The sequence below is a fragment of the Pseudonocardia sp. MH-G8 genome (assembly GCF_002262885.1).
GTDB lineage: Bacteria > Actinomycetota > Actinomycetes > Mycobacteriales > Pseudonocardiaceae > Pseudonocardia.
Window position 1 is genome coordinate 16294 of sequence record NZ_NKYF01000010.1, and the last position, 15238, is coordinate 31531.

Consider the following 15238-nt stretch of genomic DNA (forward strand, 5'->3'; position numbering starts at 1 on the left):
TAGGGGCACAGCCCGGTACGTAGATCATTCTACGGGTTCGGGAGCTGGCAAAACAGCCTGTCTTTGTCGGTGCGGGTGTTGTTCGGTGTGCGGATGAGTGAGCAGGGGGCGACGACGTCGTGGCCGTCGTCGGGAGATGCGCGCGAGCCGGTCACGCTCAGCGCCGGGGACGGCTCGGGGAACGGCGCTGCGGACGGCTCGGTGGACGATGGGCGGCGGCCGTGGTTGACCCCCGGGGTCGGGGGAATCGGGACGGCGAGCTTCCTGGCCGACGTCGGGCACGAGGTGCCGACGTCGCTGATGGCCAGCTTCGTGACCTCGACGCTGGGAGCGCCCGCGGCGGCGTTGGGGTTGATCGAGGGGATCTCCGAGGGGTTGGCCGGAGCGGGCCGATTCGTTGGGGGCGCGTTGGCCGATGACCCGGGGCGGCGGCGGACGGTCGCGGTCGGCGGGTACACCGCGACCGCGGTGCTGTCCGGGCTGATCGGCACGACCACCTCAGTGGTGGCGGCCGGGGTGCTGCGCGGTGCGGCGTGGGCCGCGCGCGGCCTGCGGGTCCCGGCGCGCAACGCGCTGCTCGCCGACGTGGTCCCGGCGCACGCCTACGGCCGGGCCTACGGGTTCGAACGCACCATGGACAACCTCGGGGCGATCGGTGGACCGCTGCTTGCGCTCGGTCTGGTGTCGCTGTTCAGCGTGCGGACCGCGATCCTGCTCTCGATCATCCCCGGGCTGCTCGCCGCGGTCGCGATCGTCTACGCGATCCGCCAGGCGAAGCTCCCGAAAATCACCGAACGCAAGAAGTTGCGGTTCCAGGTCCGGCCGGTGCTGCGCGGGCAGCTGGGGCGGGTGATGGCCGGGTTCACCGCGTTCGAGATCGGCAACGTCGCGGCCACCCTGCTGATCCTGCGGGCCACCGACCTGTTCGTCGCCGAGCGGGGGATCGAGGCCGCGACCCAGATCGGGATCGGGCTGTACGTGATCTACAACGTGGCCGCCACCGTCGCGTCGTTCCCCGCCGGAAGCCTGTCGGACCGCCTCGGACCCCAGGGGCCGCTGCTGGTCACCCTGGCCGGGGTCGCCGCGTTCGCCGTCGCGTACCTGATGTTCGCGGTGTCCGGGCCGGAGATCGTGCTGCTCGGAGTCGCGTTCGCGCTCGCCGGGGTCGGCATCGGGTGTGCGGAGACCGCCGAGCATGCCGCCGTGGCCGCCGCGGCCCCAGCCGAGATTCGCGGGTCGGCGTTCGGGCTGCTGGCCACGGTGCAGGCGGTCGGGAACGTCGCGGCCAGCGTCGTCGCCGGCCTGCTCTACACCTTCGCCTCCCCGACGGTGGCGTTCGGCTACCTCGCCGTGTGGATGCTGGCCGCGCTCGGTGTCCTCGGTTGGGCGCTGCTCCGGACCGGCTCGGCAGGGTAGGGAACAAGCTCGGTCTCCGGGTTGCGTGCCTCGAACGAGCTGCCCCGGAACCGACATCCCGGCGCGCTCGGTGGCTAGATCCAGCCGCGCCGTTTGAAGATCAGGTAGAGGGCGATTCCAACGAGGAGCATCAGGCCGAGGGCGAACGGGTAGCCCAGGAGCCAGCCGAGTTCGGGCATGTGGTTGAAGTTCATCCCGTACACCGAGGCGATCAGGGTGGGGGCGAACAGGATCGCCGCCCAGGACGAGATGCGTTTGACCTGGTCGTTCTGGTCGTAGCCAGCTTGGGTGAGCCGGGTGATCTCCTCGTTCTGTCGTTGGGCGACGAGTGCGGCGTTGACGGTGAGGATGTTGCCCAGCAGCTGGCGGAACCCGTCGGTGCGCTCGCGCACGCGGGTGGCGTGGTCGGCGACATCGCGCAGGGCCCGGCGGAGTTCCAGGTCCGGTTCGGTGGCGCGGTCCTTGAGCCGTTCGCGGAGCTCGATGAAGATCTCCTGGAGGGGTTCGATGGCGCGCTGGAACTCGATGACCTCTCGGGTGAGGGTGTAGATCCGTTTCGACACGGCGGGGTCGCCGTCGAAGACCTGGACCTCGATCTGGTCGATGTCGTCCTGCAGCCCGTCCAGGACCGGCTCCTAGGGCGTGTCCTGTAAGTCGGCACGCAGCCACAACACGATGGTCGCGATGATGATCTCGGATCGGTAGTAGGCCATCCGCTTCGCGTAACGGGTGGCCAGGGCGCGGAACTGTTTGAGCCGGTTGAAGCAGCGTTCGACGACGTTGCGGTCGGCGTAGCGATCGGGGTCGAAGGCTGGTGGGCGGCCGCCCCGGGAGCCCTTCGCTTGGCGGCGGGTGATCTGGTCGCTCTTCTCCGGGCTGGTGAACGCGATCCCGCGCGCTCGCATCGCCGCCCGGGTGGAGGGGTGGGAGTAGGCCTTGTCGGCCAGGACCCGGTCGGGGCGTTTGCCGGGCCGGCCGGGTCCGTCACGGCCGACCGCGATCTGGTCGAGCAGCGGGAGCAGTTGCGGGTTGTCCCCGGCCTGGCCGGGGGTCAGGATCACCGACATCGGCAGTCCGCGCCCGTCGACGGCGAGGTGGATTTTGCTGGTCAACCCTCCGCGGGACCGTCCGAGGGCTTCTCCGTCGACGGCGAGGTCTTCGATCCACCCGGTGGTGCAGCCCCCTTTTTCCGGGCCCCGGCGGAGTGCTGGTGGGCCCGGACGCTGCTCGAATCGATGCTGAAGGTCCACTCCACGTTTCCGACGGAGTCGTCCTTGACGATGACCTGGTCGAGGATGCGTTCCCAGGTGCCGTCGGCGGTCCAGATCCGCAGGCGTTCGTGCGCGGTCTTCCAGGGGCCGTAGCGCTCGGGCAGGTCGCGCCACGGGGCGCCGGTGCGCAGTTTCCACAGGATCGCGTTGATCACCTGGCGGTGATCACGCCACCGCCGACCCCCGCTCTCGACCGGCGGCAACAGTGGCTCGATCCGGGCCCACGCCTTCTCCGTCAGCTCACCACGTCCCACCACCAAGACATGATCACCGAGACCAGGTCAGAACCCTTACAGGACACGCCCTAGTCGTCGACGATCTTGTCCATGACGGCGTCGAGCACGGCGAACGGTCCGTGGCCGAGCAGGTCGGCGTCGTCCTCTAGCCGGTGGCGGACCGCGGCGAGGTCGGGTTCCTGGGCGTGGCGGACGGTGATGACGAAGTCGGGGCCCAGGAACAGATGGACCTCGCCGATTTCGACGACCTCGACCGGGTCGACGTAGCGGGCGGGGCGGAGCACGACGAACAGGACGTCGCCGTAGCGTTCCAGCTTCGGGCGCTGGTGTGCGGTGATGGTGTCCTCGACGGCGAGGCCGTGCAGGCTGAACTCGTCGGCGACCGCCTTGATCTCCTCGCGGCTGGGGCGCAGCAGGCCGATCCAGCAGAAGCTGCGGGTGCCGTCGCAGGCGCGGAGTTCCTCGAAGGTGCTGTTCAGCGAGCCCGGGGTGATCGATCGGCGTCCGTCGACGTAGATCGCGTTGTCGACGACCGACATGCCCAGACCTCCAGCTTTCCCCGGCGATGGCATCTTGCGGTGGCGGCCGTTCGGTCCGCCGGGCGGAGACTACCGCCGGAGCGCAGCAGGCTTCCCGCGACGGCAGGACCGCGACGACTTGTTCCGCGCAGTGCAGCGCGCGCGGGGACCGTGGCGTGGAAGAGTGCGCGAGGTGACATCCTCTTCGTCGTCGACCCGCAGGTGGCCCCGGTGGCCGGTGTTGGGGCTCGGGCTGGTTGTTGCCTGGATCGTCTGGTTGTCGATCGTGATTGTCTCGGAGCCGCCGGCGGGGGCGGCTTCGGCAGAGGACTTGCGGGAACGGGTGGCGGTCGCGTTCAACGCCGCCGATGCCGAGGCGTTGGCCGGGGTGCTGGCTGCGCCGTTGACCGGCGACGGCGAGTTCGCCACGGAGTACGTGACCCGGCTGCGCGAAGCCGGCGCCCAGCGGGTCTCGATCACCTCCGCTGGGCCGGACCGACTCGAGGTGCGTGGGGAGGCGACCGGCGGATCGTTCGGCTACTCGCTGGTGATCGTCGAGGTGGACGCGCGCTGGTTCGTGAGTTTCCTCCCTCCGGTCTGATCCCGGTCGGCGGTGTTGCTGCAGCTGATCATCTGTGGGCAGCTGGGTCAGCGAGCACCGAACCCGGGCGGGGGCGATGTCGCCGGCTTCACCGTGCCCGCACGGCGTCGGTTGACTCACCGCGCAGGTGGGAAGGGCGGGTGGTGGCGGTGAGGTTCAGTCAGCCGGTGTGGCTGTTGTTGTTGCTCGTGGTCGCCGGGTTGGGCGTCGGGTACCTGTTGGTGCTGGCACGCAGGCGCAGGGACACGGTCCGGTTCACCGCCCTGGAGTTGCTGGAGAAGGTGGTGCCGCGCACACCGGGCTGGCCCAAGCACGTGCCCACGGCGGGGATCCTGCTGGCGCTGGTGCTGCTGACGATCGGGCTGGCCGGGCCGACGGCGGAGGGTCGGGTCCCGCGCAACCGCGCGACCGTGGTGCTGGTGATCGACGTGTCGTTGTCGATGATGGCGAGCGATGTGGCGCCGAGCCGGTTGGCCGCCGCGCAGGCGGCCGCCAAGACCTTCGTCGACGACCTTCCGGAGACGATCAACCTCGGGTTGGTGGCGTTCGCCGGTACCGCCGCGGTGCTGGTCTCGCCGGGCACCGACCGGGTTCCGGTGCAGCACGCGATCGACACGTTGCGGCTGTCGGAGTCGACCCCGACCGGTGAGGCGATCTTCGCGGCCTTGCAGTCGGTGGAGACGTTCTCCGGTTCGCTGCCCGGCGACCGGGAGGGCCCGCCACCGGCGCATGTCGTCGTGATGAGCGACGGCAAGCAGACCGTGCCCGGCGGTGAGGACGCGGAGAACCAGCCGCGGGGGGCGTTCACTGCGGCGCGGGCTGCGGCGGACTCGCAGGTGCCGGTGTCCACGATCGCGTTCGGCACCGTGTACGGCTCGATCGACCTCGACGGAGAGCAGATCCCGGTTGCTGTGGATGAGCCCTCGATGCGCGAGGTGGCCCGGCTGGCCGGGGGTGAGTCGTTCAGCGCGACCAGCGAGGGCGAGCTGCGCAACGTCTACGCCGCGTTGGGCGAGGAGATCGGTTATGAGACCAAGCAGGTCGACGTGAGCAAGCCGTGGCTGGCCGGCGGCACGCTGGCCACGATGGCGGGGCTGGGCTCGGCGTTCGCGTTCGGCCGTCGCATCCCCTGACCTCCTGCCTGCTGCGACGGAAGCGGGCCGCCGGCCGGGGTAGATATGCCGGACCGGCCTGCCCCTCGGGTGGTCAGAGCCAGTCGCGGCGCCGGAAGCTCCAGAACAACCCGGCGCAGGTGAGCACCATCAGGGTGAGCGCGAACGGGTAGCCGACGGCCCAGCTCAGCTCGGGCATGTGGTCGAAGTTCATCCCGTAGATCGTGCCGATCAGGGTCGGGGCGAACAGGATCGCCGCCCACGCGGAGATCTTCTTGACCTCCAGGTTCTGGGCCAGCGCTGCTTCGGTGAGGACCTTCATCTCCGAGTTCTGGGCCAGCGCGGCCTCGGTGAGGTTCTTCATCTCCTCGTTCTGCTGCTGGGCGACCAGGGTGGCGTTGACGCTGAGCACCGCCTGCAGGAATTGCCGGAACCCGTCGAGCCGCTCGATCACCTGCACCAGGTGGTCCTGGACGTCGCGCAGGTTGCGTTGCAGCTCCTCGTTGGTGCCGTACTTGCCGAACCCGGCACTGAGCCCGTTGAGCACCGCGGCCAGCGGGCGCGCCGCCCGCTGGAACTCCACGACCTGACGGGAGAGCTCGTAGATCCGCTGCGACACCTCGGGAACCCGGGCGAAGACCTGGGTCTCGATCTCCTCGATGTCGGTCTCCAGGCCGTTGACCACCGGGGCGTAGTCGTCGACGACCCGGTCGAGGATGGCGTAGAGCACCGCCTCGGGGCCCTGGCGCAACAGCGCGGGGTCCTGCTCCATACGGGTACGGACGCCGTGCAGGTCCGGGGCCTCGCCGTGGCGGACGGTGAGCACGAAGTCCGGTCCGACGAACACGTGGACCTCGCCGAACTTGACCTCCTCCACCGCGTCGAGGTACCGCGCGGCGCGCAGCACCACGAACAGGGTGTCTCCGTAGCGTTCCAGCTTGGGCCGCTGATGGGCCTGCACGGCGTCCTCGACGGCCAGCGGGTGCAGGTCGAACTCCTTAGCCAACGATGTGAACTCGTCCTGCTCGGGTCGGTAGAGCCCGATCCAGGCCAGCCTGCCGTCGCAGTCGTTGAGCAGCCGGTAGGTATCCGCCAATGACTGCGGCTGGGTCAGCCGCTTCCCGGCGCCGTACACCGCGTTGTCGATGATTGCCACCACACGACCTCCTCGTCGGAGGGGTGCGCACACACAGGGCGGGTACCGCCGAGGGCGGCACCGTCACCAGCCCGGATTCAGCGGCCCACCGGGTGGCCCGCGCGCGGGGAAGGCGAGGTGAGGACCGCGAGGTGAGCCGGCTGAGCCGGGCTCGGACTGTCACCGGCCATGTGCCGCTCACCCACCTTCCCCGTCTCGTCCGGTCCGCCAGCTGCGAGCCGTCGGTGATCGTAGACCGGCACCGTGTCGGAACCGCGTCAAGGCCGCGGGCTGTGCGGCGCTCGACGGTTCGGATCTACGTGCTTGCCGCGCGGATACGCACGTCGCTGGTCAGGTTCCGGGCCTCCTCGGCGATCACCACGAGTACGCAGGGCCACCGCGACGGCGAACCCCCACACCCTGTGCAACGACCGTCCGGCGTTGGTCGGTGAGCGGTCAGCAGCCGTTCGGCGGCGCCGTCGTTGCGCGCGAGCAGCAAGGCGGCCTCGGTGATGCAGCCGTGCTCACGCGGTCCGAACGGTGGCGTGGTGGGAGTCATCGGTGGCCGATCTGTCGAGGTAGTCCCACTATCGACGCCGTCCACGGCCTTAAACAGGCCGTGCAAGGGACATCTAGCGGACTTTCTAACGTAGACTGGCGACCTCGATGCCGTAGCCGACGGAGGTGTCCGTGCCACGCCCGACGGGGAACCGGATGCTCAAGGCCGCGCGCCTGGCGAGCGGGTTCGGCTCGCAGGAAGGTCTTGCCGCCGCGCTCACCGCCGCAGCCGACGAGCTCGGGCTGCGTGGTGTCAGCATCGGGCCGCGGCAAGTGCGCCGGTGGGAGTCCGCTGATCCGCCGTGGCCGCAGCCACACCACCAGCAGATCCTCACGCACGTACTCGGTCTGCGGATGGATGAACTGGGCTTCGTCGCGCCATGGTCGGAGGGGGAACCGCCACCCGACAGGCGTCGACCGGCCCCACCACGACGTCCGACGGCTGCCGGGTCGCGGCAGCGGCCGACCCATCCATCGTCGGTTGCCTCGGATTACGTGGCCGTCACGGTGGCCCATCGCCGGCTGTACTGGTCGGTGGATCCGGCACATCTGCTCGCGTCGGTGCAGGAGCAGGTCGGGCTGGGGGCGCTGCTGCTGCGCGAGACCGACGGCACGGTGCGCGACAGGATCGCCGGCGCGCTCGCCGAGTCGGCGTTGCTCGCGGGCCGTATCGAGTTCTTCGACCTGCGCCGCCCTGACGCTGCGGCGGAGACGTTCACATGTGCACTCCAGTTCGCGGGCGAGGCCGACGACCAGCTGCTCGGCGCGGCGATCCTGGCCCACGCCGCCTTCGTGCCCGGCTGGGCGGGGGACCGCGAAGGGGCAACGGAACGCCTGGCGGCGGCCCGGGCATATGCGCGGCGAGGTTCCGCTCCCGCCTTCATGCGGGCCTGGATCGACGCCGTCGAAGCGGAGTGTGCGTGCCGGTGCGGCGACGCGAATGCGGCGCTCGGGCTCATCAGCCGGGCCGAAGCCGAGCTGGCTGCAGACGACGACCAGCAGCCGGTGCCGGACTGGATGAACTGGTTCACCCCAGTCCGGCTGGCGGCGTTCAAGGGCAACACCGAGCTGGCTGCTGGGCAGGTCAAGCGGGCGCGGGTGACTCTGAGCGCCGTACTCGACACGCTTCCCGCGACCGACGTGAAGCAGCGATCGGTCGTCCTCGGCGATCTGGCCGCCGTCGCCGTGGCTGCCGGCGATGTCGAGGAGGCCTGTCGCCTTGCGGAAGCGGCGTTGGGCGAACTGTCGCGCACCTGGTACGCGACCGGGATGGACCGCGTCCGGGACGTCCGGCGATCGTTGCGCCAGTGGCAGGACCAGGCGTGTGTGCGGTCGCTGGACGACCGGCTCTACGGCTGGGCCACGACGCTCAACGCGATCTCGCTCCGATGAGGACGGGCAGTTCGGCCAGGCTGCTTATGCGCAGGGTCGGTACGCGGTCGGCGTCCGGGTCCTGCTGCTGGATCACGCCCCACGGGCCGCGGCGGATCAGCGCGGTACGCAGGCCACGCCCGGCGGCCGGCCGGATGTCGTTGTCGAGCCGGTCACCGACGTAGAGGATCCGGTTGGCCCCACAGGGAGCGGCCGCGATCACCTGGTCGAAGAACGCCGGGTCCGGTTTCGACACGCCCCAGTCGTCAGAGGTGGCGATCATGTCGGTGGGGAGGTTCAGGGACCTGAGGATCCCGCCGGCACGCACGGTCTGGTTTCCGGCGATGCCCACCCAACAGCCGGCCGCGCGCAGCGCTGTCAAGGAGGGCCGCACGTCGGGATACAGGTCTTCCTCGCCGAACGACTCGGGCATGCCCGCCTCCGCGCGAGCCTGCCGCTGCTCAGCGAGGTCGAACCCCGGCGCGAAGACCTGGAAGGTCTCCCGGTAGTCCAGTCCCCGGGCGATCACCGAGCCGAACACCGCGGCGAACGTGTGTCGCGGGACGCCGAGCCAGTCGGCCCACGTCCCGTACTCGCGGCTCTCATCGACAAGGCACTCGCCGACGTCGAACACGACGGCCTCGATCGGGTCGATCACTGCGCGGTCCTGTCGAGGAAGACCGGCCTCACGAAGCCGACCCGTGCCGTCGATTCCCTGCGCTTGCGCCACGCGGATGTTCTCCTGCCCCTTGCAGTCGCCGGACGAGACGAACCTACATTCGAGGTGGCCACGGTGGGTGGGTGGACGTGATCGAGCAGGCTGGCTGCGCTCGGAACCGGCTCTCGCCGGTGGATAGGTTTGGCACTGTTCGGATGCAGGGAGGGGTACGGCATGGCTGTCGTCGGCGTGACCGGCCATTCGAATCTGACAGGCGGATCGATCGATCTCGTGCGGCGCGAGCTGATCGACCTGCTCCGGTCCCGCGTGAAGGACCTGGTCGGGTTGACCTGCCTCGCCGGGGCGCCGACCAGGCGTTCGCCGATGCGGTCCTGGAACTCGGCGGGCTCTCGAAGTCGTCATCCCGGCGAGCGACTACTTCACCGGGATCTCCGATCCGGCCAGCCGGGAGCGTTGCGAGGCGTACCTCGACGCGGCCGCGTCGACGGTGACGATGCCTCACGAAAGGTCCGGTCCGGCGGCCTACCTCGCCGCCAGCCAGCACCTCATCGACCGCTGCGACCTGCTCCTCGCCGTCTGGGATGGCTCGCCGGCAACCAGCAGCGGCGGCACGGCAGACGCCGTGGCCTATGCCCGTGACCGCGGACGCTCGATCGAAGTCGTGTGGCCGGAAGGCACACGACGTTCGTGAGCGAGTGGACGTTGTCCCGTCCGCTGCGCGCCACTTCCGGCCTGGCCCGGCCATCCAGGGGCACCGCGCCTGGCGCTGCGCACGGCCCCCCGCTGGTCGGGTCAGCGGCGCAGAAGCACGACCACCAGGCCCGCGCGTCGTAAGCGTCGTGCCAGGAGCAGCATCGCCACACCGGCGGCGAGGTACGCCAGAGGCAGAACGACCCAGATGCTCTCGTTCGACCTGTCGCGCGCCGGCCACACGACCCCGGACGGGCCCCGACCGAACCGCTCGGTGAGCTCGTCGCGGGTGAATGTCGTCGGCGTGTCCTCAGGTGGTCCCCCCGTTGCGACAACGCTCACGCGAACGGCGTCGACGGGGAGTTCGAGTGAGTGCCACACAGCGTGCGCGACCCGGTCGACTGCCAGTGCACCTTCCAGCAGCTGACCGTTCTGGCCGCGACAGTCGATTGCGCGCACGTCCATCACCACCTGCGCCCCGACCACGCTTCGTCCGGCCACCACCGACGAGCACCCGGTCCGCCGGTCGAGATTACCCGACGATGCCGGCTTGGTCGAGCATCCGGCCACGAACATGATGGCCATGACGAGCAGGGCGATGCCGCGGGCGGAAAGGATCGGCATCGGCCCAGGCTCGGCACGATGCGTCCGATCCGCAAGCGAGTCCTCCTCGTCCTGTGGAGAACTCCTTGGGAGGGGGCCGATCCTGCATCCAGGGCAACAATGATCACTCGCTCTCGATCGAAATGTGCACGTGGTCGAAGTGGCCGCCGGTCGCGTCGTCGGCGTCGTAGATGCCGCCGCCGGTGTAGGGGCGTCCCCAGCCGTCGTCGGTGTCGGAAGTGTCGGGCGACCAGATGCGGCCCTGCCAGATCACGTACTTGACCTTGAGAGCGGGGGCGTGGGTGCGGAGCCAGGTGGCGAGTCGCCATCCGTTCTGGAGTTCCTGGCCCTGCGGGAAGGTGCCGGCGTCGTCGAGGAAGTAGTCGCAGGCGCGGCCCTGGGGGTGGTCGCTGGTGGGGTTCCAGGCGTGTTCGTCCCAGCAGCCTGCGGAGCGGATCGGGGCTCCAGGGCCGGGTGGGCCGAAGGCGCGGGTGATCTCGTCGTGGGCGTGGCGGGTGGCGGGGGTGAGGCAGCGGCCGCCGGTGGGGTCGGTGCCGCTGCAGATGGCGCTCACGCCGGTGAACGGGGTCGGGGCGGGCAGGTCGTCCACGGCTATCGGCCCTGACGCGGCACCGTATTGCTGGACGAACCCGTGGACGCGGTCAATGTAGGTCGCGACGAGGTTGGCGCAGGATCGGTCGCAGCCGGCCTCGCCCGCGGCGGGGATGCCCGTGGTCGACCCGGTGAGGCGACCGCACCCCGCGATGTGGCACACGAGCATGCCGTCCAGGGCGCTGATCGGTTTGCCGCTCGCGTCGATGTGCGAGCTGGCGGCGCGCAGGTTGGCGCACACCCACGGGATCGCACGGCGCAGGTGCTCGTCAGGCTGGAGGACGTCGGCGTTATCGGGCGGCGGGGTTGCCGACCACGCCGCGCCTCCGGCGTTGGTCCAGTTGGCCTCGTTGAGTTGGTAGAGCCCGGCGGCGCCGCCGTTGCGGTCGGCGCTGAAGGCGGTCGGATCCCAGCTGGACTCGGCCTGGACGTGGGCGATGATCCAGAGCGCCGGGAGCTCCGGGCAGGTGGTCGTGGTGATCTCGGCGATGGTCTCGAAGTGCTGCGCGGCGAGCGGCGGGATGGCTGCGGTCTTCACCGCCTGGACCGGTGCGGCGCTGGCGAGCCCGCCGAGCAGTGCGGCGATCAGAAGCAGGGGGAGGAGCAGGCTGGCGACCAGGCCGCCGCCCGCGATGAGCGGACCCCGCATGCCGTCACGCCGGTGTCCGGGTCGGCAGCGTCGCGATCGGGGTGTGTCCGTTGAGGGCGCGGTAGCGCTCGTTGTGGGCGCAGTCGGCGAAGGGGCCGAGTGGGGTGAGCAGCTCACGCAGGCAGGGGTCGAGGTGGTCTCGGATCCAGATGGACATGGCGGCGCCGGGTTCGGGGGCGAGTTCGGTCCAGGCTCGGCGCAGCGCTTCGAGCCGGAAGACCGCTTCGGGGTGCTCCCACCACAGCGGACACCAGGTGAGCTCTCCGCGCAGCGGTCGGGCGATCATCGAGGTGATCGTGTCGTGCACCCAGACGATGAGAGCGTCGGCGTCGAGTCCGTCTCCGTCGAGGTCGTCGTCCTCACCGGCATCCGATGGGCTCTGCTCGGTGGCCGGCATGCCGTTGAGGAGTTCGTCGAGCAGGTCGGTCTGGTGGGTCCGCCAGGCCTCCAGGGCCTGGACGCGGGCGCACAGTTCCGCCACCAACCGCTCCGGCGGAGGGCTGATTGTCGACTCGATCGGCCGGTCGTCGGGTGTCATGGTCGGTCTCCTTCGGCCTGATTGACGGGGTTGTCGGGCCCGAGGGCCCGCGCGGCTGCGCGTCGCAGCTCGGCGAGGGCGGTGTCGGCGTAGGCGCCGATGTCGGCGTGGTCGTGCTCGCGGTACCAGGGGTGCAGCCGGCCGAGCCCGACCTGGCGTCCCGTCGAGAGCAGGACGGCGTGGTCGCGGGTGATCGCGCGCAGGGCGGAGGCGGGCATGACGGGTTCACGGGCCTGGGCGTACTGGCGTGAGGTGCGGCTGCGGTCGACGCTGGTGGAGATTCGTTCGACGTAGTGGTCGCCGATGAGTCCGGAGAGCTTCTGCAGGAAGGCGTGGTCGTCGACGCCGGCGCCGACGAGCTTGACGGTGGCGGCGGACCAGAGGGCCTGCATGCCCTGCTCGCCCCACACGCCGACGCCCTGCTGGTAGCTCTGCAGCATGGTGAGGACCTGGATGCCGCGGGACCCGTAGTGGCTGTAGAGCTGGGGCAGGGCGCGGATGGGGCAGATGTTCGCGGCCTCGTCGAGCACGGCCACGACTGGTGGTTCGAGCCGTCCCCCGGAGGCCTGGGCGAGGAGTTCGGCGATCTCCAGGATGCGGTCGACCAGCGCGGTGACGACGGGGGCGGCGGTGCCTGCGCCTTCCTTGGACAGCAGGTGGATGGTGGCGCGGCCGTGGCGGGCGGCGGCGTGGAGGTCCCAGAGGTCCAGCTCGACGGGCGCGGTGGTCGTGGGCGCGTCGCGCCAGGTGTCGGGTGGGCTGACCCAGCGCATGAGCCGCTCGGAGGTCAGCGCCTTGGTGGCGGTGCGCGCGGTCTGGTAGATGCCCTTGGTGGTGACGTCGGCGCCGGACAGGGTGGCTTCGAGGTCGGCGGCCTCGGTGCCGGCGCCGGCCTTGTCGAGGGCGGCGATCGCTCCGCGTTGGCCGGGTTGGAGCCAGGTGACGACGTCGCGCATGGTGCCGTCACTGAGCGCGGCGGCGAGCAGGGTGTTGGTGAGGACCTGTTCGCCGGCGGCGTGGAAGAACGGGTCGCGGCGTTCGCCGCCGATGGTGCCGACGAAGTGCCCGGCGAGGCGGGCGGCGGCCTCGACCCGCTCGGCGGGGTCGGCGTCGGCGATGGCGCGCAGCGGGTCCCACCACCAGGTCTGCTCGACGTGGGCGATGCGTTGGGGGTCGAAGGTCCACACCGGTCCGGCGTTGGCGCGCATGCCGGAGGTGAGCGCCCACAGGTCGGCCTTGTTCGAGGTGGCGACGACAAGCCCGGGCGCGGCGAGCACGGTCGGGACGGCGATGGCGCTGGTCTTGTTCGACCGCGGGCCCATGATGACCAGGGCGACGTCCTCCCAGGACATCCAGACTTCGCGCCGCTGGATGGACAGCAGGCGCAGGCCCTGATCCGACGGGCCGAGGTCGCCGGTGCCCGGCCGGAGTTTCCGAGCGCGGCTCATCGCGGCCTGTCCGGTCAGATCTCCCAGTTCACGGGCCTGCAGGAGAGACCGCTGTGGGTCGTGGGATCCGGTCTGGTTGCCGATCAGCACCGCCGCGACGATCCCGACGGCCACTTCCAGGGTCACGGTCGTGACCAGGACGGCGAAGAACACCGGTGTGCTGGCCCCGGCGGCGAGGACTCCGTCGGGCCCGTCGCGGAGCAGTCCGAACAGCAGCGCCGGGCCGGCCGGTGGCGGGGTCCAGTGGCCGGTACCGGTGAGTGCGGCGGCCCCGGCAGCGGCCCACACGTCGACGGCGAGCAGCGCCGTCGCGGCGATCGTGCCGAGCAGCAGCAGCGGCGCGGCTGCCTCGCGGAGCAGTCCGGGCGTCATCGGGCACCGGGCCGGAACGCGCGGTCCGTGTCGTGCAGCGCGATCTCGCTGGGGGTGAGCGTGAGTGCGACCGGGAGCCCGACGCGCTGGCCGGACTTGATCAGGTACTTGCCGCGGCCGGGATGGATCCGACCGGCGTGCCAGGTCGGCGGCGCGGCCCACGAGGTGATCAACGCGGCCTCGCCCTCGCTGAGTGAGGTGATACGGCGCAGCCCATCGAGTTCCTTCTCGGCCATGCCGCCGAGCAGCAGCACCCCGTTGCGGGACGCGAGCCCGCGAGCCTTGGCGCGGTCGGCCTCGGTGGGGAGGGCTTCGAGGTCGTCGAGGGAGTGGGTGACCTGGAAGGACGCGACGCCGCGGTGGCGGCCGAGACGGGTGATCCGGTCGGAGCGCTCCACGAGGCCGGGAGCCACACGCAGGGCGCGCCACAGTTCGTCCTGGACCTGGACGACGTTGCGGCGCCGCTCGCCGTAGGCGGCGGCATCGGCCAGGGCCGCCGACCACGCCCACGAGCACAGCATCGCGGCCGCGACGACGTCGTCGTCATCGTCGTCGAGCGCGCTGATGTCCAGCGAGAGGGCGGGGGTGTCGGGATCGAACCGGGCGCTGCTGGGGCGGTCGAAGATGCCGCGGATCGCGCCCTCGCACAGCAACCCGAGCGCGTTGACCAGCGTCCGCGACGTGCGACGGAACTCGAGATCGTCCTGCGTGGCGGCGATGGTCAGCAGCGGCGCGGCGCCGGAGAGCAGGACGGCGAGGACGTCGGGGATCAGCGGCTCGCGCGCGCCTGCGGTGTCGACGGCGAGGTCGAGCGCGGCCCCGAGCAGTCGCCGTTCGGTGACGTCGGGTTCGTCGCGCCGGACGATGGTGATCAACGCTTCGAGCAGGGTCAGCCGTCTGGCTCGCAGGGTCTCGCGCAGCCTGCTCCGGTCTGCCGCGGGCGCCGATGTCAGGGCGGCGCGGAGTGGGCCGGCGTCGAGTGGGTTGAGCGCCTGCAGTCCACGGCCGAGGTGCCAGACCGAGCCGCCCAGGGCGGTGACCAGCGGTGTGTACTCGCCCTTGACGTCTCCGGGTACGACGGCGCGCATCCCGAACGCGACCAGGCCGGCGAGCATGCGTTTGGTGATCGAGGACTTCCCGATCCCGGGTTGGCCCTGCACCCACACCCCGGTGTTGGACACCAGGCCGGTGCGTAGCCAGTGGGCGGGATCGAGGCCGATGGGTTCGGCGGTGTGCAAGTGACGGCCAATCGGGACCCCGCGGACGTCGGAGCCCGATGCGGTGGCGAAGGGGAACAGCCCGCACACCTGGCTGGTGGTGCCGGCAAACCGGTCCCCGGCCTCCACGTGCCCGGCCCGTCCTCCGCCGGGTACCGGCCAGCCCCAGGAACGGGGAACCTGGTCGGCGACGGCCGTGTCCATGGTGTGCT

At 70.7% G+C, this 15238-nt stretch carries 14 protein-coding genes; 4 read left to right on the plus strand and 10 right to left on the minus strand.

Annotated elements, in window-relative coordinates; genetic code table 11:
- Nucleotides 1-93 precede the first annotated feature (93 nt).
- Nucleotides 94-1416 (plus strand): MFS transporter, encoded by a 1323-nt coding sequence (locus CFP66_RS22600; protein WP_094927345.1) that lies wholly within the window; start codon nucleotides 94-96, stop codon nucleotides 1414-1416.
- A 74-nt stretch (nucleotides 1417-1490) separates the two neighbouring features.
- Here the strand turns inward: CFP66_RS22600 and CFP66_RS22605 are convergent, their stop codons facing one another.
- The 3 genes from CFP66_RS22605 to CFP66_RS22615 all read right to left on the minus strand — a co-directional run bounded on the left by CFP66_RS22605 (nucleotide 1491) and on the right by CFP66_RS22615 (nucleotide 3462).
- Nucleotides 1491-2042 (minus strand): CorA family divalent cation transporter, encoded by a 552-nt coding sequence (locus CFP66_RS22605; protein WP_094927158.1) that lies wholly within the window; start codon nucleotides 2040-2042, stop codon nucleotides 1491-1493.
- Between the two features lie 9 nt (nucleotides 2043-2051).
- A protein-coding gene (locus CFP66_RS22610) for an IS5 family transposase (RefSeq protein ID WP_369805143.1) occupies nucleotides 2052-2941 on the minus strand; the annotation gives its coding sequence in 2 pieces (ribosomal slippage) (nucleotides 2052-2569 and nucleotides 2569-2941; 891 coding nt in all).
- Between the two features lie 50 nt (nucleotides 2942-2991).
- On the minus strand, nucleotides 2992-3462 hold the full coding sequence (locus CFP66_RS22615) for a CorA family divalent cation transporter (RefSeq protein WP_094927159.1): 471 nt from the start codon (nucleotides 3460-3462) through the stop codon (nucleotides 2992-2994).
- Between the two features lie 217 nt (nucleotides 3463-3679).
- On the opposite strand from CFP66_RS22615, the gene CFP66_RS22620 reads away from it, so the two are divergent.
- Both CFP66_RS22620 and CFP66_RS22625 read left to right on the plus strand, forming a co-directional pair.
- Entirely contained in the window at nucleotides 3680-4042 is a 363-nt protein-coding gene (locus CFP66_RS22620) for a hypothetical protein (protein WP_143517341.1), read from the plus strand.
- Between the two features lie 149 nt (nucleotides 4043-4191).
- Complete coding sequence (locus CFP66_RS22625; protein WP_094927346.1) at nucleotides 4192-5175, plus strand: VWA domain-containing protein; 984 nt, start codon at nucleotides 4192-4194, stop codon at nucleotides 5173-5175.
- 73 nt (nucleotides 5176-5248) lie between these two features.
- Here the strand turns inward: CFP66_RS22625 and CFP66_RS22630 are convergent, their stop codons facing one another.
- Complete coding sequence (locus tag CFP66_RS22630) at nucleotides 5249-6310, minus strand: magnesium and cobalt transport protein CorA (RefSeq protein ID WP_198961610.1); 1062 nt, start codon at nucleotides 6308-6310, stop codon at nucleotides 5249-5251.
- Between the two features lie 1032 nt (nucleotides 6311-7342).
- Between CFP66_RS22630 and CFP66_RS22640 the strand changes: the two genes are divergently transcribed.
- Nucleotides 7343-8239, plus strand: coding sequence for a hypothetical protein (locus CFP66_RS22640; RefSeq protein WP_198961611.1), 897 nt, complete (start codon nucleotides 7343-7345; stop codon nucleotides 8237-8239).
- Here CFP66_RS22640 and CFP66_RS22645 read toward each other — a convergent pair.
- The 6 genes from CFP66_RS22645 to CFP66_RS22675 form a co-directional block, all read right to left on the minus strand.
- Nucleotides 8217-9137 carry an HAD family hydrolase gene (locus CFP66_RS22645; RefSeq protein ID WP_085914928.1) on the minus strand — a complete coding sequence of 307 codons (921 nt, stop codon included), beginning with the start codon at nucleotides 9135-9137 and terminating at the stop codon, nucleotides 8217-8219. The genes CFP66_RS22640 and CFP66_RS22645 overlap by 23 nt on opposite strands.
- A gap of 552 nt (nucleotides 9138-9689) precedes the next feature.
- Nucleotides 9690-10211, minus strand: a complete 522-nt coding sequence (locus CFP66_RS22655) for a hypothetical protein (RefSeq protein ID WP_094927162.1) — start codon at nucleotides 10209-10211, stop codon at nucleotides 9690-9692.
- Between the two features lie 103 nt (nucleotides 10212-10314).
- A complete protein-coding gene (locus CFP66_RS22660; protein WP_085914924.1) occupies nucleotides 10315-11451 on the minus strand; it encodes a hypothetical protein in 1137 nt (378 codons plus the stop codon).
- 4 nt (nucleotides 11452-11455) lie between these two features.
- The gene (locus tag CFP66_RS22665; protein ID WP_197719975.1) at nucleotides 11456-11989 is read right to left on the minus strand and encodes a DUF4913 domain-containing protein; all 534 of its coding nucleotides are present in this window, start codon (nucleotides 11987-11989) and stop codon (nucleotides 11456-11458) included.
- Nucleotides 11986-13809, minus strand: coding sequence for a type IV secretory system conjugative DNA transfer family protein (locus tag CFP66_RS22670; protein ID WP_085914923.1), 1824 nt, complete (start codon nucleotides 13807-13809; stop codon nucleotides 11986-11988). Before CFP66_RS22670 ends, CFP66_RS22665 begins: the two co-directional genes overlap by 4 nt.
- Complete coding sequence (locus CFP66_RS22675; RefSeq protein WP_094927163.1) at nucleotides 13806-15230, minus strand: ATP-binding protein; 1425 nt, start codon at nucleotides 15228-15230, stop codon at nucleotides 13806-13808. Before CFP66_RS22675 ends, CFP66_RS22670 begins: the two co-directional genes overlap by 4 nt.
- Nucleotides 15231-15238 lie beyond the last annotated feature (8 nt).